This is a genomic window from Thiomonas delicata (assembly GCF_900088825.1).
Classification (GTDB): Bacteria; Pseudomonadota; Gammaproteobacteria; order Burkholderiales; family Burkholderiaceae_C; genus Thiomonas_A; species Thiomonas_A delicata.
Window position 1 is genome coordinate 1,415,495 of the sequence record NZ_LT592171.1, and the last position, 23,795, is coordinate 1,439,289.

The window sequence follows — 23,795 nt, forward strand, 5'->3', positions numbered from 1 at the left end:
TAGGCGCGGCGCGTGTCAGTTTTTGTCAGCAGTGTGCAGGCCGCGCGGCCCGGCGGCACGGACGCGTTCGATGTGCTCGCGCCAGCGCGGCAGCAGCTCGCGCCGCGGGCGCGGCAGCGACGCATCCAGCACCTTCAGGGCCGCGATGCGGTCGAGGCGGAAATGGCGGAAGTCCTCGCGCAGCTCGCACCAGGCGGCGACGACGCGCGCGCCCTCGAAATAACCCAGCGCCACCGGCCAGATCACGCGCTCGGTGCTTGCGCCAGCGACGTCGGTGTAGTGGATGTGGAGCTTGCGCTCGCGGCGGATGGCGCTGCGCAGTGGCGCCAGGTTCTGCGCACCCGGTGCGGGCGCGCTGGAGCGCGGCGCGAACAGCCCGGTGTCGGCCATGTGGTCGCGCAGGTCGCGCGGCGAGGCGGTGGCGATCCTGGCCAGCACCGTCTCGGCCGCACGCGCCAGTTCCGCATCGCCCTGCCCCTGCACCCAGCGCGCGCCCAGCACCAGCGCCTCGATCTCGTCCTCGTCGAACATCAGCGACGGCAGGAAAAACCCGGCGCGCAGCACGTAGCCCACGCCCGCGTCGCCGTCGATGCGTGCGCCCAGCTCGGCGAGGGTCTGGATGTCGCGGTACACCGTGCGCACCGACACCGACAACTGCGCGGCGAGCTGCGCCGCGGTGACCGGCAGGCGCCGCGCGCGCAGCGCGTCCATCAGGCGGAACAGGCGGGCGGTGCGGCTCATGACGCGCGGCAATCCCCCGAGGCCGGCAGCAGCGCGGCCAACGCCGGGCCGATCTGCCCGACGCCGAACAGCGCATGCATCTCATCGTTCATCGACCGTCATCCTTCGATCCGCCGAGGCCGATGCTACGCACATCGGGTGCGGTTCCCGTACCTTGTGCAAGCAAGCGCCCTCGCGGTCAGCCGGGCGGCATCCGGGACAGGTCCATCCACTTCGGACCCCACACATGGCCGTCGGGGTCGATGAAGTCACGGCCATACATCCAGTCGAAGTCCTCGACGGGGTTGATGTCCGCCGTCCCGCCGTGTGCGGCCGCCGCCTCGTTCATGGCATCGACCTCTTCGCGTGTCTCGCAGGAGATATTGAGTCCGACTTCGCTGGCGCTGGCCGGGGCAATCGGGCGCGCGGTCAGCGAGCGCCATTGTTCATGCGTCAACAGCATCACGCTGATCGTCTCGCTCAGCACCATGAGCGCGCCGGTCTCGCCGGAGCACTGCGGATTGATGACGAAGCCGAGTGCGGTGTAGAACGCCACAGAGGCCTTCAGGTCGGCGACGGGAAGACTGACGATGATCGTGCGAGGCATGGGTAGGCTCCTGATTGGCTGGGTGAGACGGGTGCCGGTTCAACTGCTCACACGCGCAGCAGGGCGCGGAAGCCACGGGCGGCGTAGTAGGACTCGGCTCCGTTGTGATAGACGAACACCTTGCCGTAACGGCGATCGCAGAACAGGGCGCTGCCCAGCGCGCGGACCGCTTCAGGAGTTGCGACCCAACTGGATGTCCTGGTATCGAACTCGCCAAGCTGCTGCAGTGCGCGGTAGTGCTGCTCGGTCAGCAGTTCGACACCCATCGCGGCGGCAAGCTCCACTGCGCAGCCTTTCGGCTTGTTCTCCTTCCTCGCGTCCAGCGCCTCGCGGTCGTAGCACAGGCTGCGGCGCCCTGCCGGAGTCTCCGCGGAGCAGTCGCAGAACAGGAACTGACCAGATGCTTTGTCCTGACCGATCACGTCCGGCTCGCCGCCGGTTCGCTCCATCTCGCCAAGAGACTTGAGCGCCGCCTTGCCGACTTCGAGCCTGGCCTGTACCTGCTCCAAGACAAGGCCTTCGTGGCGCCGCGCGTTCTTTTCGAACCGGGCCTTCAGCGTGTCGATCAGCGCATTCATGGCCATGGACTTCATGAGAGTGACTCGCTGAGGGTGTGTCTGGAATTGGTATGTCTTGAATCAGGCTGCACGTCCTGCGTCATGTCAGTGCCGCCCTCAGGACCGCGGGTCGAACCCGAAGACGCGCAGCTCTTGCTCGCACCGGCAGGCCTTCGCAATGCGCGCGGCCCACGCGACGGCCTCCTCGCGCGAGGGCAGTTCGAGCACGGTGAAGCCGCCGTCAAGCGGGGGCGCCCACGGGTAGCCGCCCTCGGCGACCAAGCCGTCGGCCGAGACGAGCACGGGCGACACGTCTTCGTCGATGCCGCCGGCGAAGACGTAAACGCCGGCGGCCTTCGCCTCATCGATGACGGCAGCCGCGTCGCGGCCCACCGCTTCCAACTCGCCCTCGGGCACGACCATCGCCGCACTGGGAAAGGAGATCAGGTATTTGGTCATCGTGCGCTTTCCTTGGAGGCCTCTACGACTCACGCACATAGCGCAAGTGGGTGGCGGCCGGGCCATCCAGCACCTGGTCGATGCGAAACCGCGGCCCGGGCTCGCGCAGGTTCTCGAACAGCCGCCGTCCGTCGCCGAAGAACACTGGCGCCAAGGCGATTTCCAGCTCGTCGACGACACCCAGATTCAGATACTGCTGGATCACATCGGCGCCACCCGCGATGCGAACATCCCGACTTCCTGCGGATTCCTGGGCCAGCTCCAGGGCACGCTCCGGCCCGTCGCTGATGAAGAAAAAGGTCGTCCCGCCAGGGCGTACCCAAGGTCCGCGTTTCGTATTGGTCAGAACGTAGACCGGGGTGTGGAATGGCGCTTCCTCTGGCCAGGCGACCTCGCCCTGGTCGAACATGCGCTTGCCCATGATGTTGGCGCCGATGCGCTCCGTGGTGCTGCGGACCAGATCATTGACCGGGCCGGTCTCTCCCCCGGGGCCGAGCTTGTGGTTGTCGCGGAAGGACTGTTGATGGACGAGCCAGGCCATCAGCGCCCCCCACTTGGCGCCCCAATTCTTGTAGCCGGGATTGCCCATGGTCATGCCTTCCGGCGCCATGTAGCCATCGAGGCTGAGGCCGATGTTGACGAAGACCTTGCTCATCTTGCTCCTCCCGCTTGCTCGGATACCGGATTGACCAAAGCCTCAGCCGCGCCGCCTCGATGGCGGCGATGTCGATTCTGCGCATGCTCATCATCGCCTCGAACGCGCGCTTGGCGGCGGCCGGGTCGGGGTCGGCAAGCGCTTCCAGCAGCACACGCGGGGTGATCTGCCAGGACAGACCCCAGCGGTCCTTGCACCAGCCGCACGCGCTTTCCTCGCCGCCATTGCCGACGATGGCGTTCCAGTAGCGGTCGGTTTCTTCCTGCGTGTCGGTGGCGATCTGAAACGAGAACGCCTCGCTGTGCCGAAACGCCGGCCCGCCGTTGAGCCCGAGGCAGGGAATCCCCAGCACGCTGAACTGCACCGTCAGCACGTCGCCGGTCTTGCCGTTGGGGTAGTCGCCCGGTGCACGGGTCACCGCACCGACCGAGGAGTCGGGAAAGGTCGTGGCGTAGAAGCGCGCGGCGTCTTCGGCCTCCTTGTCGAACCACAGGCAGATGGTGTTGTTCGGGATCGGGTTCATGTCGGGGCACCTTTCATTTCACATAGCAAGGCGCGCACTCGCGCACCTCGACGCTGGCGAAACGCGCGGCGGGGCAGTGCCGGGCCAGCCCCAGGGCTGCGTCCAGGCTGTCGCACTCGACCAGAAAAAAACCGCCGAGCATTTCCTTGGATTCGGTGAACGGACCGTCGCGCAGCGCCGGCTTGTCCTGCCGCACCTGCACGCGCACGCCGTGGCGGTCGGGGCGCAGCGAGTGGCTGGCGACGAGCTGGCTGCCCAGGCTGTCACCGAAGGCCACCATCTCGGCGTAGAGCGCGCGGCCCTCGGCCTCGCTGCGGGTTTCGCGCTGCTCGCGCGGCTCGTGGATCAATAGCACATAGCGCATGGGGGCTCCCTGGTGGCGCTCATTGCATGGAATGCAGGCCGAAGGTGTTGCCCTCGGTGTCGACGGCGATGACGATGTGGCCGTATTCGCCGATGGCCGTCTTGGGCCGCTCGATGCGGCCCCCGGCGGGCGCGATGCGCGCGGCTTCGACGGCGCAGTCATCGCAACTGAAGTACACCATCGTACCCATGCCGCCCGATGGCGCCCCGGGCATTTTCACCAGCGCGCCGGCGGCGCCCATGCGGTCCATCTGCATGGGGAAGGTCCACATTTCCAGGCCTTCGTCCTGCAGGGACTCGGGCATGGGCAGCCGCTCCAGCTTGCGCAGCAGCATGGCCTCGTAGAAGCGGCGCGCGCGCCATGTCCTGCACGTAGATCTCGGACCAGCAGACGGGGTTGTTGTCCATACGATCTCCCGGGTGTGGGTGGGTGTGGTGCGGCGCGCTCAGCAGCCGCCCTGGGCCTGCATGGCAGCGACCATCTCGTCGTGGCTGACCTCGCGCAGGTGGGTGGCGATGCTCCAGCGGTGGCCGAAGGGGTCGGTGAGCTGGCCGTAGCGGTCGCCCCAGAACATGTCGGCCAGCGGCATGGCGACCGTGGCGCCGGCGGCGACCGCGCGGGCGAAGCTGGCATCGGCGTCCTGCACATGCAGGTGGATGGTCACCGGGGTGCCCTGCAACGTCTGCGGGCCGAGCGCGCCGTGCTCGGGCATCTCGTCGAACAGGAACAACTGCGAATCGCCGATGCGCACGCAGGCGTGGATCAGCTTGCCATTGGGCCCGGGCAGGCGGAACAGCTCGATGGCGCCGAAGGCGCGGCCATAGAAATCGATGGCCGCCGCGGCGCCGCGGCAGACCAGGTGCGGGGTGAGGCTGTGCATGCCGTCGGGGATGGCTTTGACCTTGCTCATGGGACTCTCCGGTAGGTGGTGGCAATGGGCGCACACCGCGCCCGCTGATACGACGTGCGAGCCGCGCGGATTCGACAATCCGACCCGGTCTATTTCGACCCGATCGATTTTGACGCCGCCAGTTCGCGGAAATGGCCAACCTCGGCGGAGGGCGCGAAGTCGTCCAGTTCGAACAACTCGCGCACCTCGATCTCGGCCGGCTGGCCGGCGCCGACCGGGTTGGGAAAGCGCCGCGCCCACTCCATCGCTTCCTCGCGCGAGGCCACCTGGATCAGCGTGTAGCCGGCGATCAGCTCCTTGGACTCTGTAAATGGGCCGTCGATGACCGTGCGGTGCGCGCCGTCGTAACGCACGCGCCAGCCCGCGCGGCTGGGCTTGAAGCCGTTCGCGTCGAGCAGCACGCCGACGCGGGCCAGTTCCTCGTGGTAGGCCGCCATGGCGGCGAACACGGCGGGGTCTGGCTGGAAGCCGGTAGCGGGCTGCGCCTCGAAGTCGGGGATGGATTTGACGAGCATCATGAAGCGCATGGCGGTCTCCTGTTTGGCGCGATGGCAAGGCGGTCCGGCGGTTCCTTGAGACACGACGCGCCAGCTTGTGCTGGATCGACAGGCCGAGACCCAATCCGTCGCGACGCCGTGGTTGCAAGTCTGCTCCCGTACGGTGCGCCGCGTCCACTGCGGCGCACCCACGGTAGATGCAGGCTCAGAACACAAACGGAATGAAGCGCTTGCTCGTCTTCATGTAGTCGGCTTAGGCCGTGCCGAAATACTGTTTGCACTCGACCTCGTCGCGCAGCGCGGTGAGCAGCAGGGCGATGCTGGCCACGCTCACCAGCAGCATGCTCGGCAGGCTTGTCCAGAAAAGGTAAAGGCGGCCAGAAATAAAAGGGAGTTATGACACCATCTTCGATACGTGCTTCATGACCCACGCGTGTGATTGGCCGCCTCAAACGATCCGCGCCATGGCAAGCCGCGCCATGGCCTTGAGTTGATCCTGGTTCATGACGCTAAGGAGCTTGTCGATCCATTCGCTGCCGCTCGCCTGGATGATCATTTCGTTTTTCTCGAGCGGACGGATCACCGGATGCTCGATGTCGTCCACCGTCAGCAGGAAGCGCTTGTTCTTCAGGATCAGCCCGGCCAGGCCGAGGGCGACCTCCGAGTGGCTGAGATGGGGGACTTGCGCCTTGAGTCGTTCGCGCCCGAGTGTCGCTTCGCCGATGCCGATCAAGGCCCGGGCGACGTCCATCGCGCCTTGCAACCGCTCCTGGTTATCGGGGGCCTGGATCGGACCAAGGGCTGGGGATGCCGGCTTTTCCGCGCTGTAGCGACCTGTCCTGCGGATCGTCGGCAGGATTTCCTCGAATACAAGCCGCTCGAAGGCTTCTGCGGCGGGCAACTTGCTGTTGACGATCAGGCGCATCACGTCGGGCTCGGACAGAATGCGGATCTCCTGAATTCCTCCTGCCGTCTGAAGGGGGTAGCGTTTCACGACCCCCTTGCAATGCCGCCTCATCGCGTCCGAGTCATTGGCATAGCCAAGCGCATCGCAGACGTCTTTGCCGACAAAGCACGGCTCTCCAGATTCGTCTGGGACGGCTCGTACGGGCTTGCCGCTGAATGCGAAAGGGATGATCGGACCTGCTTCTTTTTCTTTGTCTGTCGCCATGGCTGCTCCTGGTTGAAGCCGTCAGGTTAGGCACGGCCGCGGCACACGTCGACGCAAAAACCAGCCCATTATGGGGGAGTTTTCGTCGCACCCGCCGCGGCCCAAGCCTCTATTTATCTCGGGAGGCCGCGGCACATCGCGCCCATCATCTCGGCGCGCGCAATCAGGGTAAAGAACCAACCATCCACGCACCGAGCATGGATGTGGGGTTGAGACAGTCAGGTGTGTCTCGTTCACCGCCACGGATTGAGGCCCCGGGTCCTGCCTTTTCACCTGTGTACAGGGGGCGAGATTGCTTCAGGAGTCCCGAATTCAGTCAAAAGCGGTCGCCACCGCTTCCAACTGCCACGCCCTTGCGGGTGGTGGTCTCCCTCTGCGAAGAGGGAACAGGCCCGTTGACGGGGGCCATGCGGATGCTGCCGGAGCGACCCGGCGCGCGGCATCAGCGCTTTAATTCTTGGAGACCCGACCTCGATCGGGCGGCCATGCTCCCTCGGGAGACATGGCTTCATCGCGCCCGCCGCACCAAGATCATGATGCGTGCGAAACGACGATGGGGCTGCCTTGCCCAGCTTCTGCGGCGACGATTTTTTCTGCTACTGGATGGTGAAGGGTGTCTTTTATACCCGGAAAAGCGCGTGTGGACTCGGTTCGTGCCTCACTCAGGGTTCTGCTGTTTTTTTTGGTGAGGGACGTCAAAAAAACCGCCTGGCGGCGGCATGGTGCGATGGTCTCTTGCGAGACCTTGCGCCTCGTGCAAGGCGCAAGAAACCGGGCATGCCGGCTGGAGACACTTTCCGCTTGTGCGGGGTTGGAAAACGGTGCCCGGTGATGGGCTGGTTGCATCCTAAACCGAAGACCGGGGGTTTGTGTGGACCGAATCCCATGCCGTGCGGGTCATTTTTCAACTGCGGCGCCACCGGCTTGCGGATGCAGCATGTCGGTGTAGAACAACTGCATGGCCTTGACGCGGACCAACTTGGTTTCTCGGCCCAATCGGCGGATTTCTCGCCGCAAACCGGCTCATCCGCGTTGGCTTGACGTGGTCTGTTTTTCGCTATCCAAATCGTGAGGAAAAAGCGTGCGTTTCAATCTCACCATCGACCCGGAAGACCCGGGCTTGAGGCCATTATATGAACACCTGATCCGTCTCCCGCATGGCCCCGGGAAGCAACATCGCGCCCGCGCGATTCAGCAAGTCATCTACACCGGCACGGCCATGCTCTATGGGCAAGGCGCCGCGCAACAANGTGCGTGCGAAACGACGATGGGGCTGCCTTGCCCAGCTTCTGCGGCGACGATTTTTTCTGCTACTGGAGGGTGAAGGGTGTCTTTGACGCCCGGAAATGCGCGTGTGGACTCGGTTCGTGCCTCACTCAGGGTTCTGCTGTTTTTTGGTGAGGGCCGCCAAAAAACCGCCTGGCCGCGGTCGGCGCGTGATGGGTTCGCAAGAAACCCTGTCTTGGCGCCTCGGGGGAGGCGCAGCGCATGAGACCGGGCATGCCGGTCGACGACTCATTCCGCTTGTGCGGGGACTGGAAAGACGGCGCCCGATGATGGGCTGGTTACATCTTAAACCGAATGACCGGGGTTGGTGCGCGCCGAATCACATGTCGTGCGGGTCATTTTTCGATCTGCCCGTCTACAGCTTGGGCAAGCTCCACGAGGGTTTGGCAGCAGAAATGGGCAAGGGTTTCGAGGTTCCGGCCCCGGCAAAGCTTCGCGCCGCCCACGAGAAGAACACGGTGTTCGTGCGGGCGAAGGCGATCAAGGTCATGCCGCAGCCGGTCGGTGCGATGACCGACTGGCGCGGGCGCCTGATGCATCCAAAAATTGGGCGCCCAAATGCTTCGACGCCACGTAAGTTGTTGATCTTGCAGAAAACCCAAAAATGAGCGGTCCGACTTTGACGCAACGGTCACGTTGCGCGGCGGTGCAAAAATGACCCCATACCGGCGCAGAACTTCGTGGAGGTTCAACCGTGGCGGGCCAGTTGTTCAACAGCCTGCTCGTGGAGTCGCCCATGTCAAATGCTGCTGAAATCTGCTGATTTTTCGCGGATTGTCTGGGACGAGCTCATGATGAAATGGTAATCACTGGACCGGGACCCATCAGGTTCCTCGCAACCCAGTGGCATGCCTCGCCCGCAATTTCAATCGCGTTGACTCGCTTCCGCACTATGGCCGAAATCGATATTGCCCTGCGCGCAATTCAGCTCTACTCTGATATGCATCCGCGCCCAACACACCTGACGCAAGTTCAAGCTGCGGAAATGCTCGGTGTCCACAGGAACACCATAAGTAAACTTCTCCGAGCTGGTGTGCTACGCCTCAATCAATGTGGTTTAATTCCGATTGAGCTCATTGATCTCGCACGATCGACAAAACTTCCTCCCCTTGATTGTTGATGTTAGCTAGACTAGACTAGAACCATCAAGGGGTACAGTCATGCGGTCCGTCAACATGCTACAAGCCAAATCATCCCTGTCCCGACTCGTGGAAGCGATCGAGCAGGGACAGGTGCATGAAATCGTCATCGCTCGCAATGGCCGCCCAGCGGCGAAATTGGTGCCTATCGACACTTCGCCTATTGGAAAACGCATCGGCGTAGCCAAGGGGCAATTCGAAATACCAGAGACCATCGATGCATACAATGAGGAAGTGGCGCTATTGTTTCTGGGAAGGCAACAGCCTTGAATCTCCTGCTGGATACGCACGTCGCCCTCTGGGCCATCACCGATAGCCCGAAACTGCCAAAAGCGGCGCGTGAACTGATCGCGTCGCCAAAAACAGTGGTATGGATCAGTGCTGTGAGTGTTTGGGAAATTGCCATCAAGCATGCATTGGGTCGAGGCGACATGCCCGTAACCTGCCAGGATGCTTCGCGCTACTTCCAGGAGTCTGGCTATCGCTTCCTACCCATCGAGCCGGAGCATGCGATCGCCGTAGAGGGATTGCCCGCACATCATCAAGACCCTTTCGACCGCATCCTCATCGCCCAGGCCCTGGTCGAACCGATGCGACTGATGACACATGACCCTATGATGGCCCGCTACAACGAAAACATCATCAAGATTTGACGCCCTGGGCGCGCCGACTTCCAAGTCTCTTGGTTCAACAAACACAGGCTGATGACCCCTCGGGTATACCCGTCCGGATGAAACCGAGGCAAGCTACGGTCGGCAACTCGCCAGTCATGGGGCCATTCCTGTCTGGCTCAAACCAACCGGCCTCCACGAAATCCCATGGCGGTTCAATAGGTTTCTGACTACTCATTTTTTACTCATGAGTAGATCAATTACCGCGCAAATACTCGACTTTCGAGTCCTCTTCTGGGCACCAGTTCGAAAAAGCATGCAACGCAAAGGCTTGCACGCCACAATAAAAGCTCCGAACCGCCTCGGGGCTTTTTTATTTGTGCCAGAGCGCCCTCGCGCCGCACCGCCGGGTTGTTCTGCGAGAAAAACCCGGCGTCGCAATCAAATTTTCCAGCGCTCGGCCAGTTTGGACGGCCTCAAGGTGTCGTACTCCTCGAAGGGCTGATGAATCCAGGGACTCGAGGGAAGCATGTCGACGTAGTAGTCGGGAAGCACGGTGGAAATACCCTTGACCCAGATCACCGCGCTGCGCATTTCGCTGATCTTGAGCGGGCTGGTGAGGAGCTTGTCAGCGACGGCTTTGAGTGTTTCTCCCGAGTCGGCCAGATCGTCCACCAGTAAAACCCGGCCCTCGAGTTCGCCCTTGGGCAAAGTGATGTAGCTGGCGATATCGAGGCGCCCCTGCTTGGTCCCCGATTCTTCCCGATAGGAACTGGTGGACATGATGGCCAGGGGTTTGTCGAACACCCGTGAGAGGATGTCCCCAGGCCTCGTTCCTCCGCGTGCCAGACACAGGATCTGGTCGAAGTCCCAACCCGACTTGTAAATCTTGAGCGCAAGCTTCTCGATCAGGGCGTGGTATTCGTCCCAGGATACGTACATGTGCTTGCCGTCTTCGCTAAGCATGGTGGTCTGACTCGTCAGAGAGTGAGGAACGAAACGGAAATCAAGCCCGGAACGGATGACGCAGCACGATGGTGTGCTCGCGATCGGGGCCGGTGGAAATCATATCGATGGGCGTGCCGCTCAACTCGGCCACGCGCTCCAGGTAGAACTTGGCCTGCCGAGGCAACTGTTCCCAGCGCGTCAGGCCTGCCGTGGTTTCACTCCACCCGTCGAAGCGCTCGTAGCGCGGTTCGCAGCGCCTGATGTCGTCGGCATCGAGCGGCAGGATATCGATGTCCCTGCCATCGAGGCTGTAGCCGACGCAGACCAGGATTTCGTGCAAGCCGTCGAGAACGTCGAGCTTGGTGATGCACTGACCCGTGGTGGAGTTGATGATGTTGGCGCGCTTGAGCGCCGCGGCGTCCAGCCAGCCGCAGCGCCGCGGACGGCCGGTGACCGTGCCGCGTTCCTGCCCCACGGTGTGCAGGTGGTGGCCGATCGTGCCCGGCTGGTCGATCGGCAGTTCGGTCGGAAAGGGGCCGCTTCCCACCCGCGTGGTGTAGGCCTTGGTAATACCCAGCACGTAATTCAGATAGGCCGGACCCACGCCCGAACCGGCGGCGGCGTTTCCGGCCACGCAATTGCTGGATGTGACGAACGGATAAGTGCCGTGGTCGATATCGAGCAAGGTCCCCTGGGCGCCCTCGAACAACAAACGATCGCCCCGTTCGTGGCATTGATGGATGAGATAGCCGACATCGGCCATCAAGGGCCGGATGGTTTCGGCCAGTTCGAGCAGGCGCTGGTAGGTTGGCTGGAAAGCCACGGGTTCCGTATGCAAGAACTCGCGCAGGATGAAATTGTGCAGATCCAGTGTCTCACGCAGCTTTTCCGCCAGGCGCTCGGGGTGCTTGAGGTCTTGCACGCGCACGGCGCGGCGCGCCACCTTGTCTTCGTAGGCTGGGCCGATACCCTTGCCGGTGGTCCCGATCTTGCCGATTCCGCGTGACTCGCGGCTGACCTCGCGCGCGACGTCCAGCGCAACATGCGAAGGCAGAACCAACGGGCACGATTCGCTGATGCGCAAACGCGAACGGACTTCGACACCGGCGCCTTCCAGGCGCGAGATTTCCAGCAGCAAATGGCTGGGGTCCACCACCACGCCATTGCCGATGTAGCAAGCCACCTCGGGGCGCATGACCCCCGATGGGATCAGTTGCAGCGCGGTTTTGTGTCCATTGATCACCAGGGTATGCCCGGCGTTATGCCCGCCCTGGAAGCGCACCACGCCGTGAGCCTGTTCGGTCAACCAATCGACCACCTTGCCCTTGCCCTCGTCGCCCCATTGGTTACCCACGACGACCACATTACGTCCTGTGCTCACGACACTTCTTTCATGAAAAAAGGAAAAGAGAACCAGTTGCTCTTGGATCAACTGGGCGCATACGAACGCACCTGCCATCGCCCGTCCGCCCAGGCGAGTTCGCGATCGAACATGAATTGCTTGCCCTCGAGCATTGAACCCGCAGGGATCTCGATGACCGTAAGCCCGGCCTCACGCAGCTGCTGCACGGCCCGCGCATAACCTTCGAGAGGGGACCATTCCGCGCGGATGGCCGGCCTCGGCGCAGCAGCCCGGACATGGCGCACGAGTTCGCGAAGATCGAGCGAAAACCCGGTAGCCGCGCGCGGTCGGCCAAAGGTCGCACCGATTTCATCATAGCGACCGCCCCTGGCCAGCGCATCGGGCTGCCCTTGTGCATACAGACTGAAAATCATGCCGCTGTGATAGTTGTACCCGCGCAAGTCCGCCAGGTCGATCTGCACTTCGACCCCGGCATGCACATGGGTTGCCGCCAGTTGCGCCATGTCGCGCAGTGCCTCGCGAATCAGCGGGCGGTCCGGCAGGATGCGCTCAGCCTGGTCCAACACGCCGGCGTCCCCGAACAGTTCGGGCAATGCCAGGATGGCTTCGCGCTGCGCAGCAGTCGCCGAGCGCGTCAGAAACTGAAGGCGGGCATGGTCCTTGCGCGACAGTGCCTCGAGAATGTCGCGCAGCAGTTCGGGGCCGGCAACCATGCCCGCCAGCACGCCGCGCACGATGCGCACGTCGGAAAGCGCCAAGGTCATGCGCTCGACGCCGCCGAGTTGCAGACTACGCACGGCCAGCTGCTGCACCTCGATATCGGCCTCCCGCCCGGCATGGCCATAAAGCTCCGCCCCGAACTGCAAGGGTTCGCGCGTGGCGTAGACGCCCTGCGCCCGCGTATGCACCACGCTACCGCAGTAGCACAACCGCACGACGCCTTTGCGGTTGAGCAGATGGGCATCGATGCGGGTGGCCTGGGGTGTCATGTCGGCGCGCAGCCCAAGGGTCCGGCCCGACAGCTGGTCGACCAACTTGAAGGTCTGCAGGTCCAGATCCTGCCCCGTGCCGGACAGCAGGGAGTCCACATGCTCCACCAGCGGCGGGATGACCAATTCGTAGCCGTAGCTGGCCGCCGCATCGAGCAGGACGCGGCGCAGGTGCTCGATGGAGCGGGCCTCCGCGGGGAGGACATCGGAGAATTGCTCGGGAAGGAGCCAGGCAGTCATGAGCAAGGGGCTTTAAACCGTGAGAAATCGAGCCGACATTCTAGGGCGCGCAACGGACCCGAACCCCAGGGCGCGGCCCAGGCGGTTCGGACCGAGTCCAGCCGTTCAGCGTCGGCGCATGATGGAAAGGTACGAAGCCGAAGCAGGCCTGGCGCCGCGGGGCGTGCGCCAGGAAACCCACTCAGCGCTTGGCCGGACTCGCCTTGGGGGAAAGTCCGCCGTTCGGGTTGCGGAAGAAGCGGAAAAAATCAGTCGAAGGATCCAAGACCAGCACGTCGCCATGATTGTTGAAGCTGGCCCTGTAGGCCTCGAGGCTGCGGTAGAACTCGGCGAACTGGGGATTCTGGCCGAAAGCCTTGGCATAGATCTCGGAGGCCTTGGCGTCACCTTCACCCTTGATGGTCTGGGCACGGCTGTAGGCATCCGCGATGAGGATCTCGCGCTGTTTGTCGGCCTCGGCGCGGATCTTCTCGGCCTCTGCCTGGCCCGTCGAGCGCAGCTCATTCGCGACGCGCTTGCGCTCGGCGGCCATGCGACGGTAGACCGATTGGGTGATATCGGCGACGAAATCCACGCGCGTCAGGCGCATGTCGACGATCTGCAGGCCGGTGCCCCCCGCCGACTGCTCGATGACCTTTTGGACATCGGTCATGATCTTGTCGCGCTCGGTTGCCAGCACCTGGCCCACGGTCCGGCGCGTGATCTGTTCGTTGAGGGCCGCCTTGACGATCTGGTAGAGCCGGTCGTTGGCGCGCTGCTCGCTTCCACCGTAGCTGCGGATGAACTCGGTGGGATTGACGATGCGCCACTTGAGATACCAGTCGACCACCACGTTCTTCTTCTCGGCGGTGATGAAGAGGTCGGTTTCAGGGCTCTGCAGCGTGAGCACGCGCTTGTCGAGAAACACCACGTTCTCGAATGGAGCCGGCCACTTGAAGTACAGCCCTGGAGACTTGATCACGCGCTTGATTTCACCCAGCGCGAACACGGCCGCATACTGGCGCTGATCGACCACGAACAGGGACGACGCGAGAATGCCCAGGGCCAGGACGAGGGCGACGATGGCGAGAATGATTCGGTTCATGACAGGGCCTCAGCGAAAATTGCGCTCGCGCAAGGTGTCGCGCGAACTGCTGTCTGAGGTGTTGGCAACAGGCGGTGAATTGCTTCCCAATCCGACCGAACTATCCGCCGGAGCGGGTGACGAGGAAGGGCTTGCACTGGGCAGTGGGGCTGCGCTGGAACGCGCCGGCTGCGCGGCTTGCGGGGATGTGGTTTGTTGCAGCAGCTTGTCGAGCGGGAGATAGAGAAGGTTGTTCGATCCGTGCGACTCCACCAGCACCTTGCTCACCTTCGACAGAATCTGCTGCATGGTTTCGAGATACATACGCTCGCGCGTGACTTGCGGGGCCTTCTCGTATTGCTGAAGGATGAGATCGAAACGCGAGGCATCGCCTTGCGCTTCAGCCACCACGCGGGCCTTGTAACCCTCGGCTTCCTCGATCAGGCGTGACGCTGTGCCCTTGGCGCGCGGTACGACGTCGTTGGCGTAGGCCTCCGCCTCGTTCTTCAGTCGCTCGCGGTCCTGACCCGCCTTGATGGCATCGTTGAAGGCCGATTGCACCTGCTCCGGGGGTTGCACGCTCTGCAGGGTGATATTGGTGACGAGAATGCCCGTCTTGTAGCGATCGAGAATCGACTGGATGAGATCCTGCGTCTTGATCGCAACCTCGGCGCGGCCCTCGTAGAGCACATAGTCCAGGGTCTTGTTGCCGACCACCTCGCGAATCGCGGTTTCCGCCGCCTGGGTCACCACGTCGTCGGGACTGCGGTTGCTGTAGAGGTAGTTGACCACATTGCTGATGCGGTACTGCACGGCGAACCGGATATCGACGATGTTCTCGTCTTCCGTGAGCATGGCCGATGCCGGCAATCCAGTCGTGCGGATTTCGCCGCCGCGACCGATTTCCACTGAACGCACCTGCGAAACATTGACGATTTCGTCCGATTCAATGGGGTACGGAAAACGCCAGTGAAAACCGGCCTCTTCGATATAGGCCAATTTGCCAAAGCGCGTCACCACCGCCTGCTGGCCTTCCTGCACGATGAAAAATCCCGATCCCAGCCAACCCAGCACCAGGACCAGAACCAGCACGACCAGACCCAGCCCGGCAGTACGCGGCGTGGGTTGAAATTCGGGCCGGCGCGGCGGCTTGAAACCACCTCCACCCCCGCCCTTGCGGCCGAACAGTCCGTTGAGCTTGCGATTGAAATCGCGCCAGAGCTCGTCGAGATCGGGCGGTCCCCCTCCGCCCTGGCCCGGACGCTTGTCGCCATTGCCGGGCCCGTTGCCGTTTTTCGGGTCGGAACCCTGTGGCTGCTGACCTGAACCGCCGCGCCCCCAGTTGGGGTCATTCAAATTAGGGATGCCTGCGGGCAAGGCGAAGGCCGCAAGGCCTGCCATTCTGGGCCACTTGAGGTGCATGGTGGGCGTGGTTGTGTCAAACGTGAACGACCGGGTTGGCACACGCATCGCTATTCGCCGCGATGCCTGCCAAGTACTCCCGCACTGTATCGAGTCCAGCCCCCGTGAGGGCGCTGACATCAAAGCTTTTGATGCTAGCACGCTCCCCTAAACCCATAGGCGGCGCGTAACGATCTGTAAACGGAATGGGGGCCGGGAGTTTATCGATTTTGTTGTAGATCAAGATCTGTGGGATGTCCTGTGCGCCGATTTCGGCCAGCACGGCGTTGACCTGCTCGATCTGCTGATCGCGCTGCGCATTGGACAAATCGACCACATGCAGCAGCACGTCGGCCTCCAGGGTTTCGTCGAGTGTGGCCTTGAACGCATCGACCAGCGTGTGCGGTAGATCCCGGATGAAGCCCACGGTGTCGGACACCACCGCAAAGGCCCCCGGGCCGAGGTAGATGCGTCGCGTCGTCGTATCCAGGGTTGCGAACAACTGGTCCGCGACGTAGCCGCGCGCATGCGTGAGGGCATTGAACAAGGTGCTTTTGCCTGCATTCGTGTAGCCCACGATGGAGACACGTAACTGACCGGCGCGTGCGCGGGCACGGCGCTGTGTCGAACGCTGGCGCTCGAGTTTGCGCAATCGAACCTGCAGAACCTTGATCTTGTCCTCCAGCATGCGGCGATCGAGTTCGATCTGTTTCTCACCCGGGCCGCCGCGCAGGCCGATACCGCCCTGCTGCCGCTCCAGGTGAGTCCAGCCGCGGACCAGCCGCGTCGCGGCGTGGCGAAGACGGGCCAGTTCGACCTGCAGTTTGCCTTCGCCGCTGCGCGCACGGCGCGCGAAAATTTCCAGGATCAGGGCCGTGCGGTCCCACACGGCGACGCCCAGTTCGTTCTCGAGGTTGCGCTGCTGCGCCGGGGACAGGGCGTTGTCGAACAGCACGCAGGAGGCTTGCGTATCCTGGACTTGCTGCTTGAGTTCGGCCACCTTGCCCGAACCGAGATAGAGCGCCGGATCGAGCCTACGGCGTGTGCTCCACAGGCTGGCCGACGGCGCAAGCCCGGCGGAAAGCGCCAGTTCGCGCAATTCTCCGAGCTTGGGATCGGGATTCGGCTGTCCGGTGTCGACCCCGACGAGGACGGCACCGGGGATGCGCTCAGACTGCGTCAGACTCGGACTCACCAACGTGGAAACTCACGGGACGGGAAGGGACGACCGTGGAGATGGCATGTTTGTAGACCATCTGCGTCACCGTATTGCGCAGGAGGACGACGTACTGGTCGAATGATTCGATATGACCCTGCAACTTGATGCCATTGACCAGGTAAATCGAAACCTGGACATGCTCCTTGCGCAGCAGGTTCAGGAAGGGGTCTTGTAGCAACTGCCCTTTATTGCTCATGGAATACTCCGGTTAGGATTGTTTTGCAGAAACTGCCGGTATCGGCTCACCATAGCACAAACCCAGCCCAACCCGCGTGGCCTTGATAGCTTGACAGGAGCCGCGAGGGGCCTGTGCCGGATGCCGCTCAACGTTCGCTTTGATAGGGATTGTGAGAGGAGCGGTATTCGACGCGCAGCGGCGTGCCGCTGAGTTTGAACACCTTTGAAAAACGCGACTCCAGATACCGCGTGTAGCTGTTGGGCACGCGGTCCAAGGCGTTGCCATGAATCACGATCACGGGCGGATTCTGCCCGCCCTGGTGGGCATAGCGCAACTTCGGCCGCACCGTGCCGGCCCGCGGAGGCTGTTGGAAGGCCACGGCCTCTTGCAAGGCTCGGGTCAGCCGAGGGGTCGACAACTTGGTGAATGCCGCCTTGTAAGCCTCGTTGACCGATTTGAGCACGGCGCCAAGTCCCTTGCGGCTCAGCGCGGAGATCTCGTGCTGGCGGGCAAAACTCAAGAATGGCAAGCGCTCGTTCAAGCTGTTGGTGAACAACTGCCGTTGATACGCGTCGACCTTGTCCCATTTGTTGGCCGCCACGACGACGGCCCGGCCGGACTCCACGGCAAAACCGGCGATATGCGCATCCTGGTCCGACACCCCTTCGCTGGCGTCTAGCAGCAGCACCACGACATTCGCCGATTCGATGGCCTGCAGCGTCTTGAGCACGGAGAATTTTTCAATGGTCTCGAAGACCTTACCCTTGCGCCGCAGTCCGGCGGTATCGATCAGGACATACTCCACGCCATCGCGCTCGAATGGCACCTCGATGGCGTCGCGCGTCGTACCAGGCTGGTCGAACGCGATCACGCGCTCCTCGCCCACGAGCGCATTGACCAAGGTGGACTTGCCCACATTCGGCCGGCCGACGATGGCCAACTTGATGACGCGCGCAGTCGCGGCGCTCAAGACCTCGGCCTCCCCGGCCACGGGATCGGACGCGCCGCCTGAATCCACCGCCTCCTCATGCGCCGGCTCGGCCTCGGGCCGAAGAAGCGCGGTGATGTCGTCGAGCAGGGAGCCCACCCCGCTGCCGTGTGCCGCACTCACGGCCAGGGGCTGGCCCAATCCAAGTTCGTGGAACTCGGCCATGGCCGTGGGGGGCAGGCCCTCGGCCTTGTTGACGGCCAGCAGGACCGGTTTGCCGGTCCTGCGCAGATAGGCGGCAATGTGCTGATCCTGCGGGGCCAGGCCGGTGCGCGCATCCGTGAGAAACACGACCACGTCCGATTCGGCGATCGCCTGACGGGTCTGCTTGGCCATCTCGGCCACGATGCCGGTGTCCACCACGGGTTCGAAGCCGCCGGTATCGACCACAAGGAAGGGCTGGCCTTCCCATTGGGTCTTGGCATAGTGTCGATCACGCGTCAGGCCCGGGATATTGGCCACCAAGGCATCGCGGGAGCGGGTGATGCGGTTGAACAGCGTGGACTTTCCTACATTGGGACGTCCAACCAAGGCGACGACGGGGATCATGTCGACGGGCACCCGGCGATCTTCGCCGCGCGCGTTTTTCCCCGGCCCCTCGCACCGCAGGCGCCGGCCTGATCTTGAATCGACCGCACGCTCATTCCGGGACGAAACCGTAGACGCCGCCCGAACGCGTGACCGCAACCAGCGTCTTGCCGGCGGCGACCATGGGCGACTCGATGGCCGATCCGTCGGTGCTCACGCGTCCGATGATGCTGCCGTCCTTGGCCGACAGAAACGTGATGTAGCCCTGGTAATCGCCGACCGCGACAGTCATGCCCAGCAACAGGGGCGCGCTCAGATCACGATACTTCAGCTGGCTGTTGCTCCAGCGCTGGCCTCCGTCTGCGGCGACGTAGGCCTGCACGACTCCGTCGCCTTGCGTGGCGACGAGCAGGCTACCGTTCTGACTCACGCCCGTGTCGCCATCGGCCTTGTCAACCCACAGCAGGCGTCCGGTATCGAGATCGGCGCATCCGATTGCCGACTGATAGGCCCGCGCGCACGCCATCGAACCTCCGATCGCAGGCGCACCGGTGATGCTGACCACGCGCTCGACCTCGGTGATGCCGCGCGGTCGCGCCAACGTCACAGCCCAGCGTTGCGCTCCCGTTGCGATGGCGACGGATTCGATCCGCCCCTGCGCCGTGCCGACCAGCAGCGAATCCCCCTGAACCGCAAGACCCGAGGCCTGATGCAACAAAAGGGCCGGGGCTCGGGATTCGGTGGACCATAGCTTTTGCCCGTTCGCCGCATTGAACGCCCACAGATGCTGATCGGCGCCCTGCACGACCACGGTTCCGCCGGTCACGAGCGGCGCGGTGATCACGCTGGTGGGAAGCTGGTAAAGCCACAGCAGTTGCCCCTGCGGCCCAAGCGAAACCAGCTGATTGTGCCGATTCACGACGGCGGTGAAGGTGCCGTCGCTGCCCGTCGCGGCACTGATGCCGCCCTTGATCCGTACACGCCATGCCTCGTGCCCGCTTTGGGCATCGATGCGCGCCACGGTTCCGTCGCTCGATGCCACCACCACGCCGCCTTGCACGACGGCCGTCGCAAAAGTGGAAGGCACGGGCCCGATATGAACGACCCACGCCGTCTTGGCTTGCAGGATGGAGGCCACGGGCGACAACGGCGTGGGGTCGGGCCGCTTCGGCCCGGAGGCGCAAGCCGCCAATGTCAGGGTTGCGACCGCGGCCAGCAGGTAACGTGCGAAACGACTCATGATGCGTCGCCTCCCACGCTATTGAGCTTGAGCTGCACGAGTTGGCGATAGCCCGCATCGGACGGCAATGCCTTCAAGGCGTTTTCATAAGCCTTGCGGGCCTGCTCGCGCTGCCCCAGTAGCGCGTAGATGTCGCCGCGCCGCGCCGCGAACAAGGCATCGAAAGCCGGAGAAGGCGACTGCTTCACGGTTTCGAGCGCGGCCTGCAACTGCTTGGCATCGACCTGCAGGGCCGAGAGATTCAACAAGGCCGCGGCGCGATAAGCCTGGCTTGGCGCATGCTCGGCCGTCCAGCGCAGCTCGGTTTCGGCCAAGGCGACCTTGCCAGCGTCGGCATAGGCCTTGGCCATGGCCAAGCCGCCCATTTGTGCGTAGGGACTGTCGGGATACTTGCCTTGCAGATCGGTCCAGGCCGGAACGGCCTTTTGCAGATTTCCCGCGCTGATTTCCTTGTTGATCTGATCGAACAACGCAGAGGTTTGCGTGGCTTGTCGGGCCTGCCACCATTGCCAGCCGGCGTAGCCCGCCCAGGCCAGGCCTGCGGCGAGGATGATGGACGAAATCAGTGTGCCCCAGCGGTTCCAGAAATCGCGCAGGTTGTCGATCTGGTCTTGTTCTTCGAGGTTGTAGCTCATGGATGTGCGCGTCGGTTCAACCATTCATTCTAGGGGGCCGAGGCTGTCGATGAGTCCGGATACCGGATCGAGAGGCAGGCGCCGCTGCTGTCCCGCCTCGCGCTGCTCCTGACGCAAGGCCTTGACCGTCACCTCGCCCGCGGTCCATTCGTCCTCGCCGAAAATCAGGGCATGGCGCGCGCCGCTGGCATCGGCTTTTTTCATCTGCGATTTCATGCCCCCGCCGCCGGCGTGCAAGACCACGCGCAATCCCGCGGCGCGCAGACGCTCCGCCGTTTGCATGGCCACGGCCAGGGCCGGCTCGTGGGCCAGCACGACATAGGCGTCGAGCTCCTGGGCAGGCGGCTGCACACCGCCCTGCTCCAGCAAATCGAGCACGCGCTCCACGCCGAGAGCCCAGCCGCAGGCGGGAGCCGGCTTGCCGCCGATCTGCTCGATCAGGCCGTCATACCGCCCCCCCGCGCACACCGTGCCCTGCGCTCCCAGCCTGTCCGTCACCCACTCGAACACGGTGAGGTTGTAGTAATCCAGCCCTCGCACCAAGCGTGGATTGACGGTGTATGCCTGGCCTGCGGCGCGCAGCAAGGCCTGCAAGCCCTCGAAATGCGCGAGCGATTCGGCGCCCAGCTCGTCCATCAGGCGCGGCGCCGCATTCACCAGGTCCTGCATGTGCGGATTCTTGGTGTCCAGAATGCGCAGCGGATTGCTGTGCAGGCGACGGCGGCTGTCGTCGTCGAGCCGGTCGAGGTGATGCTCGAAATAGTTGATCAGCTTCTGGCGATGACGCAGCCTCTCCTCGGGCTGCCCCAGGCAATTGAGCTCCAAGCGCACGTCCGTCAAACCCAGCATCTGCCAGAGTCTGCGCGCCATGAGGATCAGTTCGGCATCCACGTCGGGGCCGGCGAAACCCAGGGCTTCCGCGCCAACCTGATGGAATTGGCGGTAGCGTCCGCGTTGCGGGCGCTCGTGGCGGAACATCGGCCCGCTGTACCAGAGCCGCTTGCCGCCGTCGTACAGCAGGTTGTGCTCGACGCATGCGCGCACAACCGCCGCCGTGTTCTCGGGGCGCAGCGTGAGCTGCTCGCCATTGAGCGCATCGGTGAAGCTGTACATCTCCTTTTCGACGATGTCGGTGACTTCGCCAATGCTGCGCACGAACAATGCGGTGGGTTCGACGATAGGTGTGCGGATATTGCGGTAGCCATAGGCACGCATGAGCTCGCGCACCTGGGCCTCGAACCACTCCCAGGCGGCCGATTGCGGCGGCAACAGATCGTTCATGCCTTTGACGGCATTCAGTTTTGGATGCATGCGGAGATCACTTCGCGGGGGCCGTGTGGCCCCAGCGATGTCGGATGTAGTTGTTGACGATATCGAGAAATTGCTCGGCAATGCCTTCGCCGCGCAAGGTGTAGCGCTTTTCGCCGTCGACGAACACCGGCGCGGCCGGCTGCTCGCCGGTGCCGGGCAGGCTGATGCCGATGTCGGCATGGCGGCTTTCCCCTGGCCCGTTGACGATGCACCCCATGACCGCAAGGCGCAGCGTCTCCACCCCTGGATACTGGGCGCGCCAAACAGGCATCTGGGCGCGCAGATGCCGGTCGATGTCCTGGGCCAGTTCCTGGAACACGCTGCTCGTGGTGCGCCCGCAACCCGGGCAGGCCGTCACGCTGGGCACGAAGCTGCGCAAACCCAGGGCCTGCAGGATTTCGAGCGCGACCACCACTTCCTGGGTACGGGCCTCGCCGGGCGCGGGAGTCAGGGAGACGCGGATCGTGTCGCCGATACCCTCCTGCAGCAACACCGACAGGGCTGCCGCGGATGCCACCGTGCCCTTGGTGCCCATGCCGGCCTCGGTCAGGCCGAGATGCAGGGAATAGTCGCAGCGGCGCGAAAGTTCGCGGTAGACGGCGATGAGATCGCGCACCCCGGACACCTTGCACGACAGCAGGATCTGATGGCCCGGCAGCCCCAGTTCCTCGGCGCGCCGCGCCGACTGCAGCGCCGAGCTGATGAGCGCCTCGTACATCACTTGCTGCGCATCGCGCGGCGCCGGCAGGCTGGCATTGGCATCCATCAGCGCGGCGAGAAGTTCCTGGTCCAGGCTACCCCAGTTGACGCCGATGCGCACCGGCTTGTCCCAGCGCGCGGCGACTTCGATCATCTGGGCGAACTGGCGGTCTTTCTTGTCGCCCTTGCCGACGTTGCCGGGATTGATGCGGTACTTGGACAAGGCTTGCGCGCAATCGGGATATTGCGTCAGCAGCAAATGGCCGTTGTAGTGGAAATCGCCGATCAGCGGGACATCGACGCCCATGCGGTCGAGTTGCTCGCGGATCGCCGGCACAGCCGCGGCCGCCTCCGGCGTGTTGACCGTCACGCGCACCAGCTCCGAACCCGCCTGCGCCAGTTCTTTGACCTGGATGGCCGTGCCGATGACGTCGACCGTATCGGTGTTGGTCATCGACTGCACGCGCACCGGGGCGTCGCCGCCGACCGCGACGACATGCCCGCCCCAGGCGACCCGCGCTTGGCGTGTGGGGCGCCGCCGTGGCACCGCGTCGGGAATCACAGCTGTGTCCATCAGGGTTTGGGGAGCGTCAGACGCGCGACGTTATTGTTCGGGGTCGTGGCCAGGGCCACGGGTGTTCCATCCAGACTCACCTGCGTATGAGCGGCGTTTCCGACGACAAGTTGCACGGGGAAATCTTGCCCGGTGAGCAAGACCTCCTGCGCACTGCCCTGCGCGAGCAACCCGGAAAAAAGGTTCTTACCCTGCCGGCTGCTCACCTGGATCCAGCTCTCGGCCGTGGTCAGCAGCTTCAGCACCGAAGCCGCGGCCTGCGGGCCGCTCGCCTGTGCGGCAGGCGCGGACGTCACCACGGTCGGGGCCGGGGCAGAGGCCATGGTCACGCCCACGGACGAAACCAGCCGGGTTTGCCCGCTTGGGTTCACGGCTGCCGTATCGGCGAGGGTCGGCGTTGAGGCCGACGCTGCAACAGGCTCTTTACGCATGGCTGTCGAGGCCTGTTCGCTCGAAACCGAACGAGGGAACCATCGTGCCAAGTCGTCACGGCTCGGCAGGAAAAAAATCAGCAACGCGGCGACGACGATGGCGCCGACGATCCACCACCACTTGCGAGAGCCGCCAGCCGCGGGACCTTGCCCGCCCATGGGCACCGGCTTGCGCGCGGGGGCGGCTTCCAAGCCGGCCTGGGCGGGTGGGGTCAGGACCGGCGGCAGCACGCGCATCATGGCTTGCGCATCGGCCTTCACCGCCTTGGCTGCGGCGCGCAGCAGGGCACGCGCGAACGCAGGGTCGGGAAGCCGCTCCCATTCGCCGGCTTCGAGCGCCTGGATTTTGTCGGACGAAACCTTGAGTTGCGTGGCAAGCTCGCTCGCGCCCTTGCCGGCGGCTTCGCGCGCGGCGCGCAGCATGGTGCCGGCCTTGGCCCTTGCGGCCCGTGGATCGTCCGCGGCGCTTTCCGGCTCCATCAGGGGTT

General features: G+C 63.8%; 26 protein-coding genes and 2 pseudogenes. 4 read left to right on the forward strand and 24 right to left on the reverse strand.

From position 1 onward, the window contains the following. Positions 1 to 15 precede the first annotated feature (15 nt). The 11 genes and pseudogenes from THIARS_RS16215 to THIARS_RS16265 form a co-directional block, all read right to left on the reverse strand. Entirely contained in the window at positions 16 to 741 is a 726-nt protein-coding gene (locus THIARS_RS16215; protein ID WP_094161795.1) for a helix-turn-helix transcriptional regulator, read from the reverse strand. A gap of 178 nt (positions 742 to 919) precedes the next feature. Continuing rightward, positions 920 to 1,327 (reverse strand): VOC family protein, encoded by a 408-nt coding sequence (locus tag THIARS_RS16220; protein ID WP_094161796.1) that lies wholly within the window; start codon positions 1,325 to 1,327, stop codon positions 920 to 922. Positions 1,328 to 1,374: 47 nt separating this feature from the next. After that, the gene (locus tag THIARS_RS16225) at positions 1,375 to 1,920 is read right to left on the reverse strand and encodes a DUF4256 domain-containing protein (protein WP_094161797.1); all 546 of its coding nucleotides are present in this window, start codon (positions 1,918 to 1,920) and stop codon (positions 1,375 to 1,377) included. 81 nt (positions 1,921 to 2,001) lie between these two features. Further along, the gene (locus THIARS_RS16230; RefSeq protein ID WP_094161798.1) at positions 2,002 to 2,343 is read right to left on the reverse strand and encodes a YciI family protein; all 342 of its coding nucleotides are present in this window, start codon (positions 2,341 to 2,343) and stop codon (positions 2,002 to 2,004) included. A gap of 22 nt (positions 2,344 to 2,365) precedes the next feature. Further along, positions 2,366 to 2,998, reverse strand: a complete 633-nt coding sequence (locus THIARS_RS16235; protein WP_094161799.1) for a dihydrofolate reductase family protein — start codon at positions 2,996 to 2,998, stop codon at positions 2,366 to 2,368. Positions 2,999 to 3,047: 49 nt separating this feature from the next. Beyond that, a pseudogene (locus THIARS_RS16240) lies at positions 3,048 to 3,521 on the reverse strand (VOC family protein); the annotation flags it as partial. 13 nt (positions 3,522 to 3,534) lie between these two features. Next, positions 3,535 to 3,885 carry a YciI family protein gene (locus THIARS_RS16245; RefSeq protein WP_094161800.1) on the reverse strand — a complete coding sequence of 117 codons (351 nt, stop codon included), beginning with the start codon at positions 3,883 to 3,885 and terminating at the stop codon, positions 3,535 to 3,537. A gap of 19 nt (positions 3,886 to 3,904) precedes the next feature. Further along, positions 3,905 to 4,292: pseudogene (locus THIARS_RS16250) on the reverse strand (VOC family protein). A 38-nt stretch (positions 4,293 to 4,330) separates the two neighbouring features. Beyond that, positions 4,331 to 4,795 carry a VOC family protein gene (locus tag THIARS_RS16255; protein ID WP_094161801.1) on the reverse strand — a complete coding sequence of 155 codons (465 nt, stop codon included), beginning with the start codon at positions 4,793 to 4,795 and terminating at the stop codon, positions 4,331 to 4,333. An 89-nt stretch (positions 4,796 to 4,884) separates the two neighbouring features. After that, complete coding sequence (locus THIARS_RS16260) at positions 4,885 to 5,322, reverse strand: YciI family protein (RefSeq protein WP_094161802.1); 438 nt, start codon at positions 5,320 to 5,322, stop codon at positions 4,885 to 4,887. A 418-nt stretch (positions 5,323 to 5,740) separates the two neighbouring features. Beyond that, positions 5,741 to 6,463 carry a BRO-N domain-containing protein gene (locus THIARS_RS16265; protein ID WP_094161803.1) on the reverse strand — a complete coding sequence of 241 codons (723 nt, stop codon included), beginning with the start codon at positions 6,461 to 6,463 and terminating at the stop codon, positions 5,741 to 5,743. Between the two features lie 1,553 nt (positions 6,464 to 8,016). Between THIARS_RS16265 and THIARS_RS16270 the strand changes: the two genes are divergently transcribed. The 4 genes from THIARS_RS16270 (at position 8,017) to THIARS_RS16285 (ending at position 9,542) form a co-directional block, all read left to right on the forward strand. Continuing rightward, positions 8,017 to 8,358: a hypothetical protein gene (locus THIARS_RS16270; protein WP_222423080.1), complete on the forward strand. Its 342-nt coding sequence runs from the start codon at positions 8,017 to 8,019 to the stop codon at positions 8,356 to 8,358. A gap of 284 nt (positions 8,359 to 8,642) precedes the next feature. Next, positions 8,643 to 8,870 (forward strand): MerR family transcriptional regulator, encoded by a 228-nt coding sequence (locus THIARS_RS16275; RefSeq protein WP_094162197.1) that lies wholly within the window; start codon positions 8,643 to 8,645, stop codon positions 8,868 to 8,870. A gap of 40 nt (positions 8,871 to 8,910) precedes the next feature. Further along, positions 8,911 to 9,159, forward strand: a complete 249-nt coding sequence (locus tag THIARS_RS16280) for a type II toxin-antitoxin system Phd/YefM family antitoxin (RefSeq protein ID WP_094161805.1) — start codon at positions 8,911 to 8,913, stop codon at positions 9,157 to 9,159. Next, on the forward strand, positions 9,156 to 9,542 hold the full coding sequence (locus THIARS_RS16285; RefSeq protein ID WP_186436721.1) for a type II toxin-antitoxin system VapC family toxin: 387 nt from the start codon (positions 9,156 to 9,158) through the stop codon (positions 9,540 to 9,542). Before THIARS_RS16280 ends, THIARS_RS16285 begins: the two co-directional genes overlap by 4 nt. 399 nt (positions 9,543 to 9,941) lie before the next feature. Here the strand turns inward: THIARS_RS16285 and THIARS_RS16290 are convergent, their stop codons facing one another. From THIARS_RS16290 to THIARS_RS16350, 13 genes are all read right to left on the reverse strand, one after another. Then, entirely contained in the window at positions 9,942 to 10,466 is a 525-nt protein-coding gene (locus tag THIARS_RS16290) for a phosphoribosyltransferase (protein WP_094161806.1), read from the reverse strand. A 40-nt stretch (positions 10,467 to 10,506) separates the two neighbouring features. After that, the gene (locus THIARS_RS16295) at positions 10,507 to 11,829 is read right to left on the reverse strand and encodes an adenylosuccinate synthase (protein WP_094162199.1); all 1,323 of its coding nucleotides are present in this window, start codon (positions 11,827 to 11,829) and stop codon (positions 10,507 to 10,509) included. Positions 11,830 to 11,876: 47 nt separating this feature from the next. Next, on the reverse strand, positions 11,877 to 13,040 hold the full coding sequence (locus THIARS_RS16300; RefSeq protein ID WP_094161807.1) for an ATP phosphoribosyltransferase regulatory subunit: 1,164 nt from the start codon (positions 13,038 to 13,040) through the stop codon (positions 11,877 to 11,879). A gap of 181 nt (positions 13,041 to 13,221) precedes the next feature. Next, positions 13,222 to 14,124 carry a protease modulator HflC gene (gene hflC, locus THIARS_RS16305; protein ID WP_094161808.1) on the reverse strand — a complete coding sequence of 301 codons (903 nt, stop codon included), beginning with the start codon at positions 14,122 to 14,124 and terminating at the stop codon, positions 13,222 to 13,224. Positions 14,125 to 14,133: 9 nt separating this feature from the next. Next, a complete protein-coding gene (gene hflK / locus THIARS_RS16310) occupies positions 14,134 to 15,504 on the reverse strand; it encodes an FtsH protease activity modulator HflK (RefSeq protein ID WP_186436758.1) in 1,371 nt (456 codons plus the stop codon). 37 nt (positions 15,505 to 15,541) lie between these two features. Then, positions 15,542 to 16,699 (reverse strand): GTPase HflX, encoded by a 1,158-nt coding sequence (gene hflX / locus THIARS_RS16315; protein ID WP_425444267.1) that lies wholly within the window; start codon positions 16,697 to 16,699, stop codon positions 15,542 to 15,544. Then, positions 16,674 to 16,919, reverse strand: coding sequence for an RNA chaperone Hfq (hfq, locus tag THIARS_RS16320; RefSeq protein ID WP_094161809.1), 246 nt, complete (start codon positions 16,917 to 16,919; stop codon positions 16,674 to 16,676). Before hfq ends, hflX begins: the two co-directional genes overlap by 26 nt. A 127-nt stretch (positions 16,920 to 17,046) precedes the next feature. Then, positions 17,047 to 18,438: a ribosome biogenesis GTPase Der gene (gene der, locus THIARS_RS16325; RefSeq protein WP_094161810.1), complete on the reverse strand. Its 1,392-nt coding sequence runs from the start codon at positions 18,436 to 18,438 to the stop codon at positions 17,047 to 17,049. Between the two features lie 91 nt (positions 18,439 to 18,529). Further along, entirely contained in the window at positions 18,530 to 19,657 is a 1,128-nt protein-coding gene (gene bamB / locus THIARS_RS16330; protein ID WP_094161811.1) for an outer membrane protein assembly factor BamB, read from the reverse strand. After that, positions 19,654 to 20,292 (reverse strand): YfgM family protein, encoded by a 639-nt coding sequence (locus THIARS_RS16335; protein WP_094162202.1) that lies wholly within the window; start codon positions 20,290 to 20,292, stop codon positions 19,654 to 19,656. Before THIARS_RS16335 ends, bamB begins: the two co-directional genes overlap by 4 nt. 24 nt (positions 20,293 to 20,316) lie before the next feature. Then, positions 20,317 to 21,666, reverse strand: coding sequence for a histidine--tRNA ligase (gene hisS, locus THIARS_RS16340; protein ID WP_425444268.1), 1,350 nt, complete (start codon positions 21,664 to 21,666; stop codon positions 20,317 to 20,319). Further along, positions 21,611 to 22,876, reverse strand: a complete 1,266-nt coding sequence (ispG, locus tag THIARS_RS16345; RefSeq protein WP_094161813.1) for a flavodoxin-dependent (E)-4-hydroxy-3-methylbut-2-enyl-diphosphate synthase — start codon at positions 22,874 to 22,876, stop codon at positions 21,611 to 21,613. The genes hisS and ispG overlap by 56 nt, the downstream gene beginning before the upstream one ends. Further along, a complete protein-coding gene (locus THIARS_RS16350) occupies positions 22,876 to 23,787 on the reverse strand; it encodes a RodZ domain-containing protein (protein WP_222423081.1) in 912 nt (303 codons plus the stop codon). Before THIARS_RS16350 ends, ispG begins: the two co-directional genes overlap by 1 nt. Positions 23,788 to 23,795 lie beyond the last annotated feature (8 nt).

What these genes read in the sequence shown, in the direction of transcription:
- THIARS_RS16215 (WP_094161795.1), bottom strand. Translation starts at nt 741, where the DNA reads ATGAGCCGCACCGCCCGCCTGTTCCGCCTGATGGACGCGCTGCGCGCG.
- THIARS_RS16220 (WP_094161796.1), bottom strand. Translation starts at nt 1,327, where the DNA reads ATGCCTCGCACGATCATCGTCAGTCTTCCCGTCGCCGACCTGAAGGCC.
- THIARS_RS16225 (WP_094161797.1), bottom strand. Translation starts at nt 1,920, where the DNA reads ATGAAGTCCATGGCCATGAATGCGCTGATCGACACGCTGAAGGCCCGG.
- THIARS_RS16230 (WP_094161798.1), bottom strand. Translation starts at nt 2,343, where the DNA reads ATGACCAAATACCTGATCTCCTTTCCCAGTGCGGCGATGGTCGTGCCC.
- THIARS_RS16235 (WP_094161799.1), bottom strand. Translation starts at nt 2,998, where the DNA reads ATGAGCAAGGTCTTCGTCAACATCGGCCTCAGCCTCGATGGCTACATG.
- THIARS_RS16245 (WP_094161800.1), bottom strand. Translation starts at nt 3,885, where the DNA reads ATGCGCTATGTGCTATTGATCCACGAGCCGCGCGAGCAGCGCGAAACC.
- THIARS_RS16255 (WP_094161801.1), bottom strand. Translation starts at nt 4,795, where the DNA reads ATGAGCAAGGTCAAAGCCATCCCCGACGGCATGCACAGCCTCACCCCG.
- THIARS_RS16260 (WP_094161802.1), bottom strand. Translation starts at nt 5,322, where the DNA reads ATGCGCTTCATGATGCTCGTCAAATCCATCCCCGACTTCGAGGCGCAG.
- THIARS_RS16265 (WP_094161803.1), bottom strand. Translation starts at nt 6,463, where the DNA reads ATGGCGACAGACAAAGAAAAAGAAGCAGGTCCGATCATCCCTTTCGCA.
- THIARS_RS16270 (WP_222423080.1), top strand. Translation starts at nt 8,017, where the DNA reads ATGATGGGCTGGTTACATCTTAAACCGAATGACCGGGGTTGGTGCGCG.
- THIARS_RS16275 (WP_094162197.1), top strand. Translation starts at nt 8,643, where the DNA reads ATGGCCGAAATCGATATTGCCCTGCGCGCAATTCAGCTCTACTCTGAT.
- THIARS_RS16280 (WP_094161805.1), top strand. Translation starts at nt 8,911, where the DNA reads ATGCGGTCCGTCAACATGCTACAAGCCAAATCATCCCTGTCCCGACTC.
- THIARS_RS16290 (WP_094161806.1), bottom strand. Translation starts at nt 10,466, where the DNA reads ATGCTTAGCGAAGACGGCAAGCACATGTACGTATCCTGGGACGAATAC.
- THIARS_RS16300 (WP_094161807.1), bottom strand. Translation starts at nt 13,040, where the DNA reads ATGACTGCCTGGCTCCTTCCCGAGCAATTCTCCGATGTCCTCCCCGCG.
- hflC (WP_094161808.1), bottom strand. Translation starts at nt 14,124, where the DNA reads ATGAACCGAATCATTCTCGCCATCGTCGCCCTCGTCCTGGCCCTGGGC.
- hflK (WP_186436758.1), bottom strand. Translation starts at nt 15,504, where the DNA reads ATGGCAGGCCTTGCGGCCTTCGCCTTGCCCGCAGGCATCCCTAATTTG.
- hfq (WP_094161809.1), bottom strand. Translation starts at nt 16,919, where the DNA reads ATGAGCAATAAAGGGCAGTTGCTACAAGACCCCTTCCTGAACCTGCTG.
- der (WP_094161810.1), bottom strand. Translation starts at nt 18,438, where the DNA reads ATGATCCCCGTCGTCGCCTTGGTTGGACGTCCCAATGTAGGAAAGTCC.
- bamB (WP_094161811.1), bottom strand. Translation starts at nt 19,657, where the DNA reads ATGAGTCGTTTCGCACGTTACCTGCTGGCCGCGGTCGCAACCCTGACA.
- THIARS_RS16335 (WP_094162202.1), bottom strand. Translation starts at nt 20,292, where the DNA reads ATGAGCTACAACCTCGAAGAACAAGACCAGATCGACAACCTGCGCGAT.
- ispG (WP_094161813.1), bottom strand. Translation starts at nt 22,876, where the DNA reads ATGGACACAGCTGTGATTCCCGACGCGGTGCCACGGCGGCGCCCCACA.
- THIARS_RS16350 (WP_222423081.1), bottom strand. Translation starts at nt 23,787, where the DNA reads ATGGAGCCGGAAAGCGCCGCGGACGATCCACGGGCCGCAAGGGCCAAG.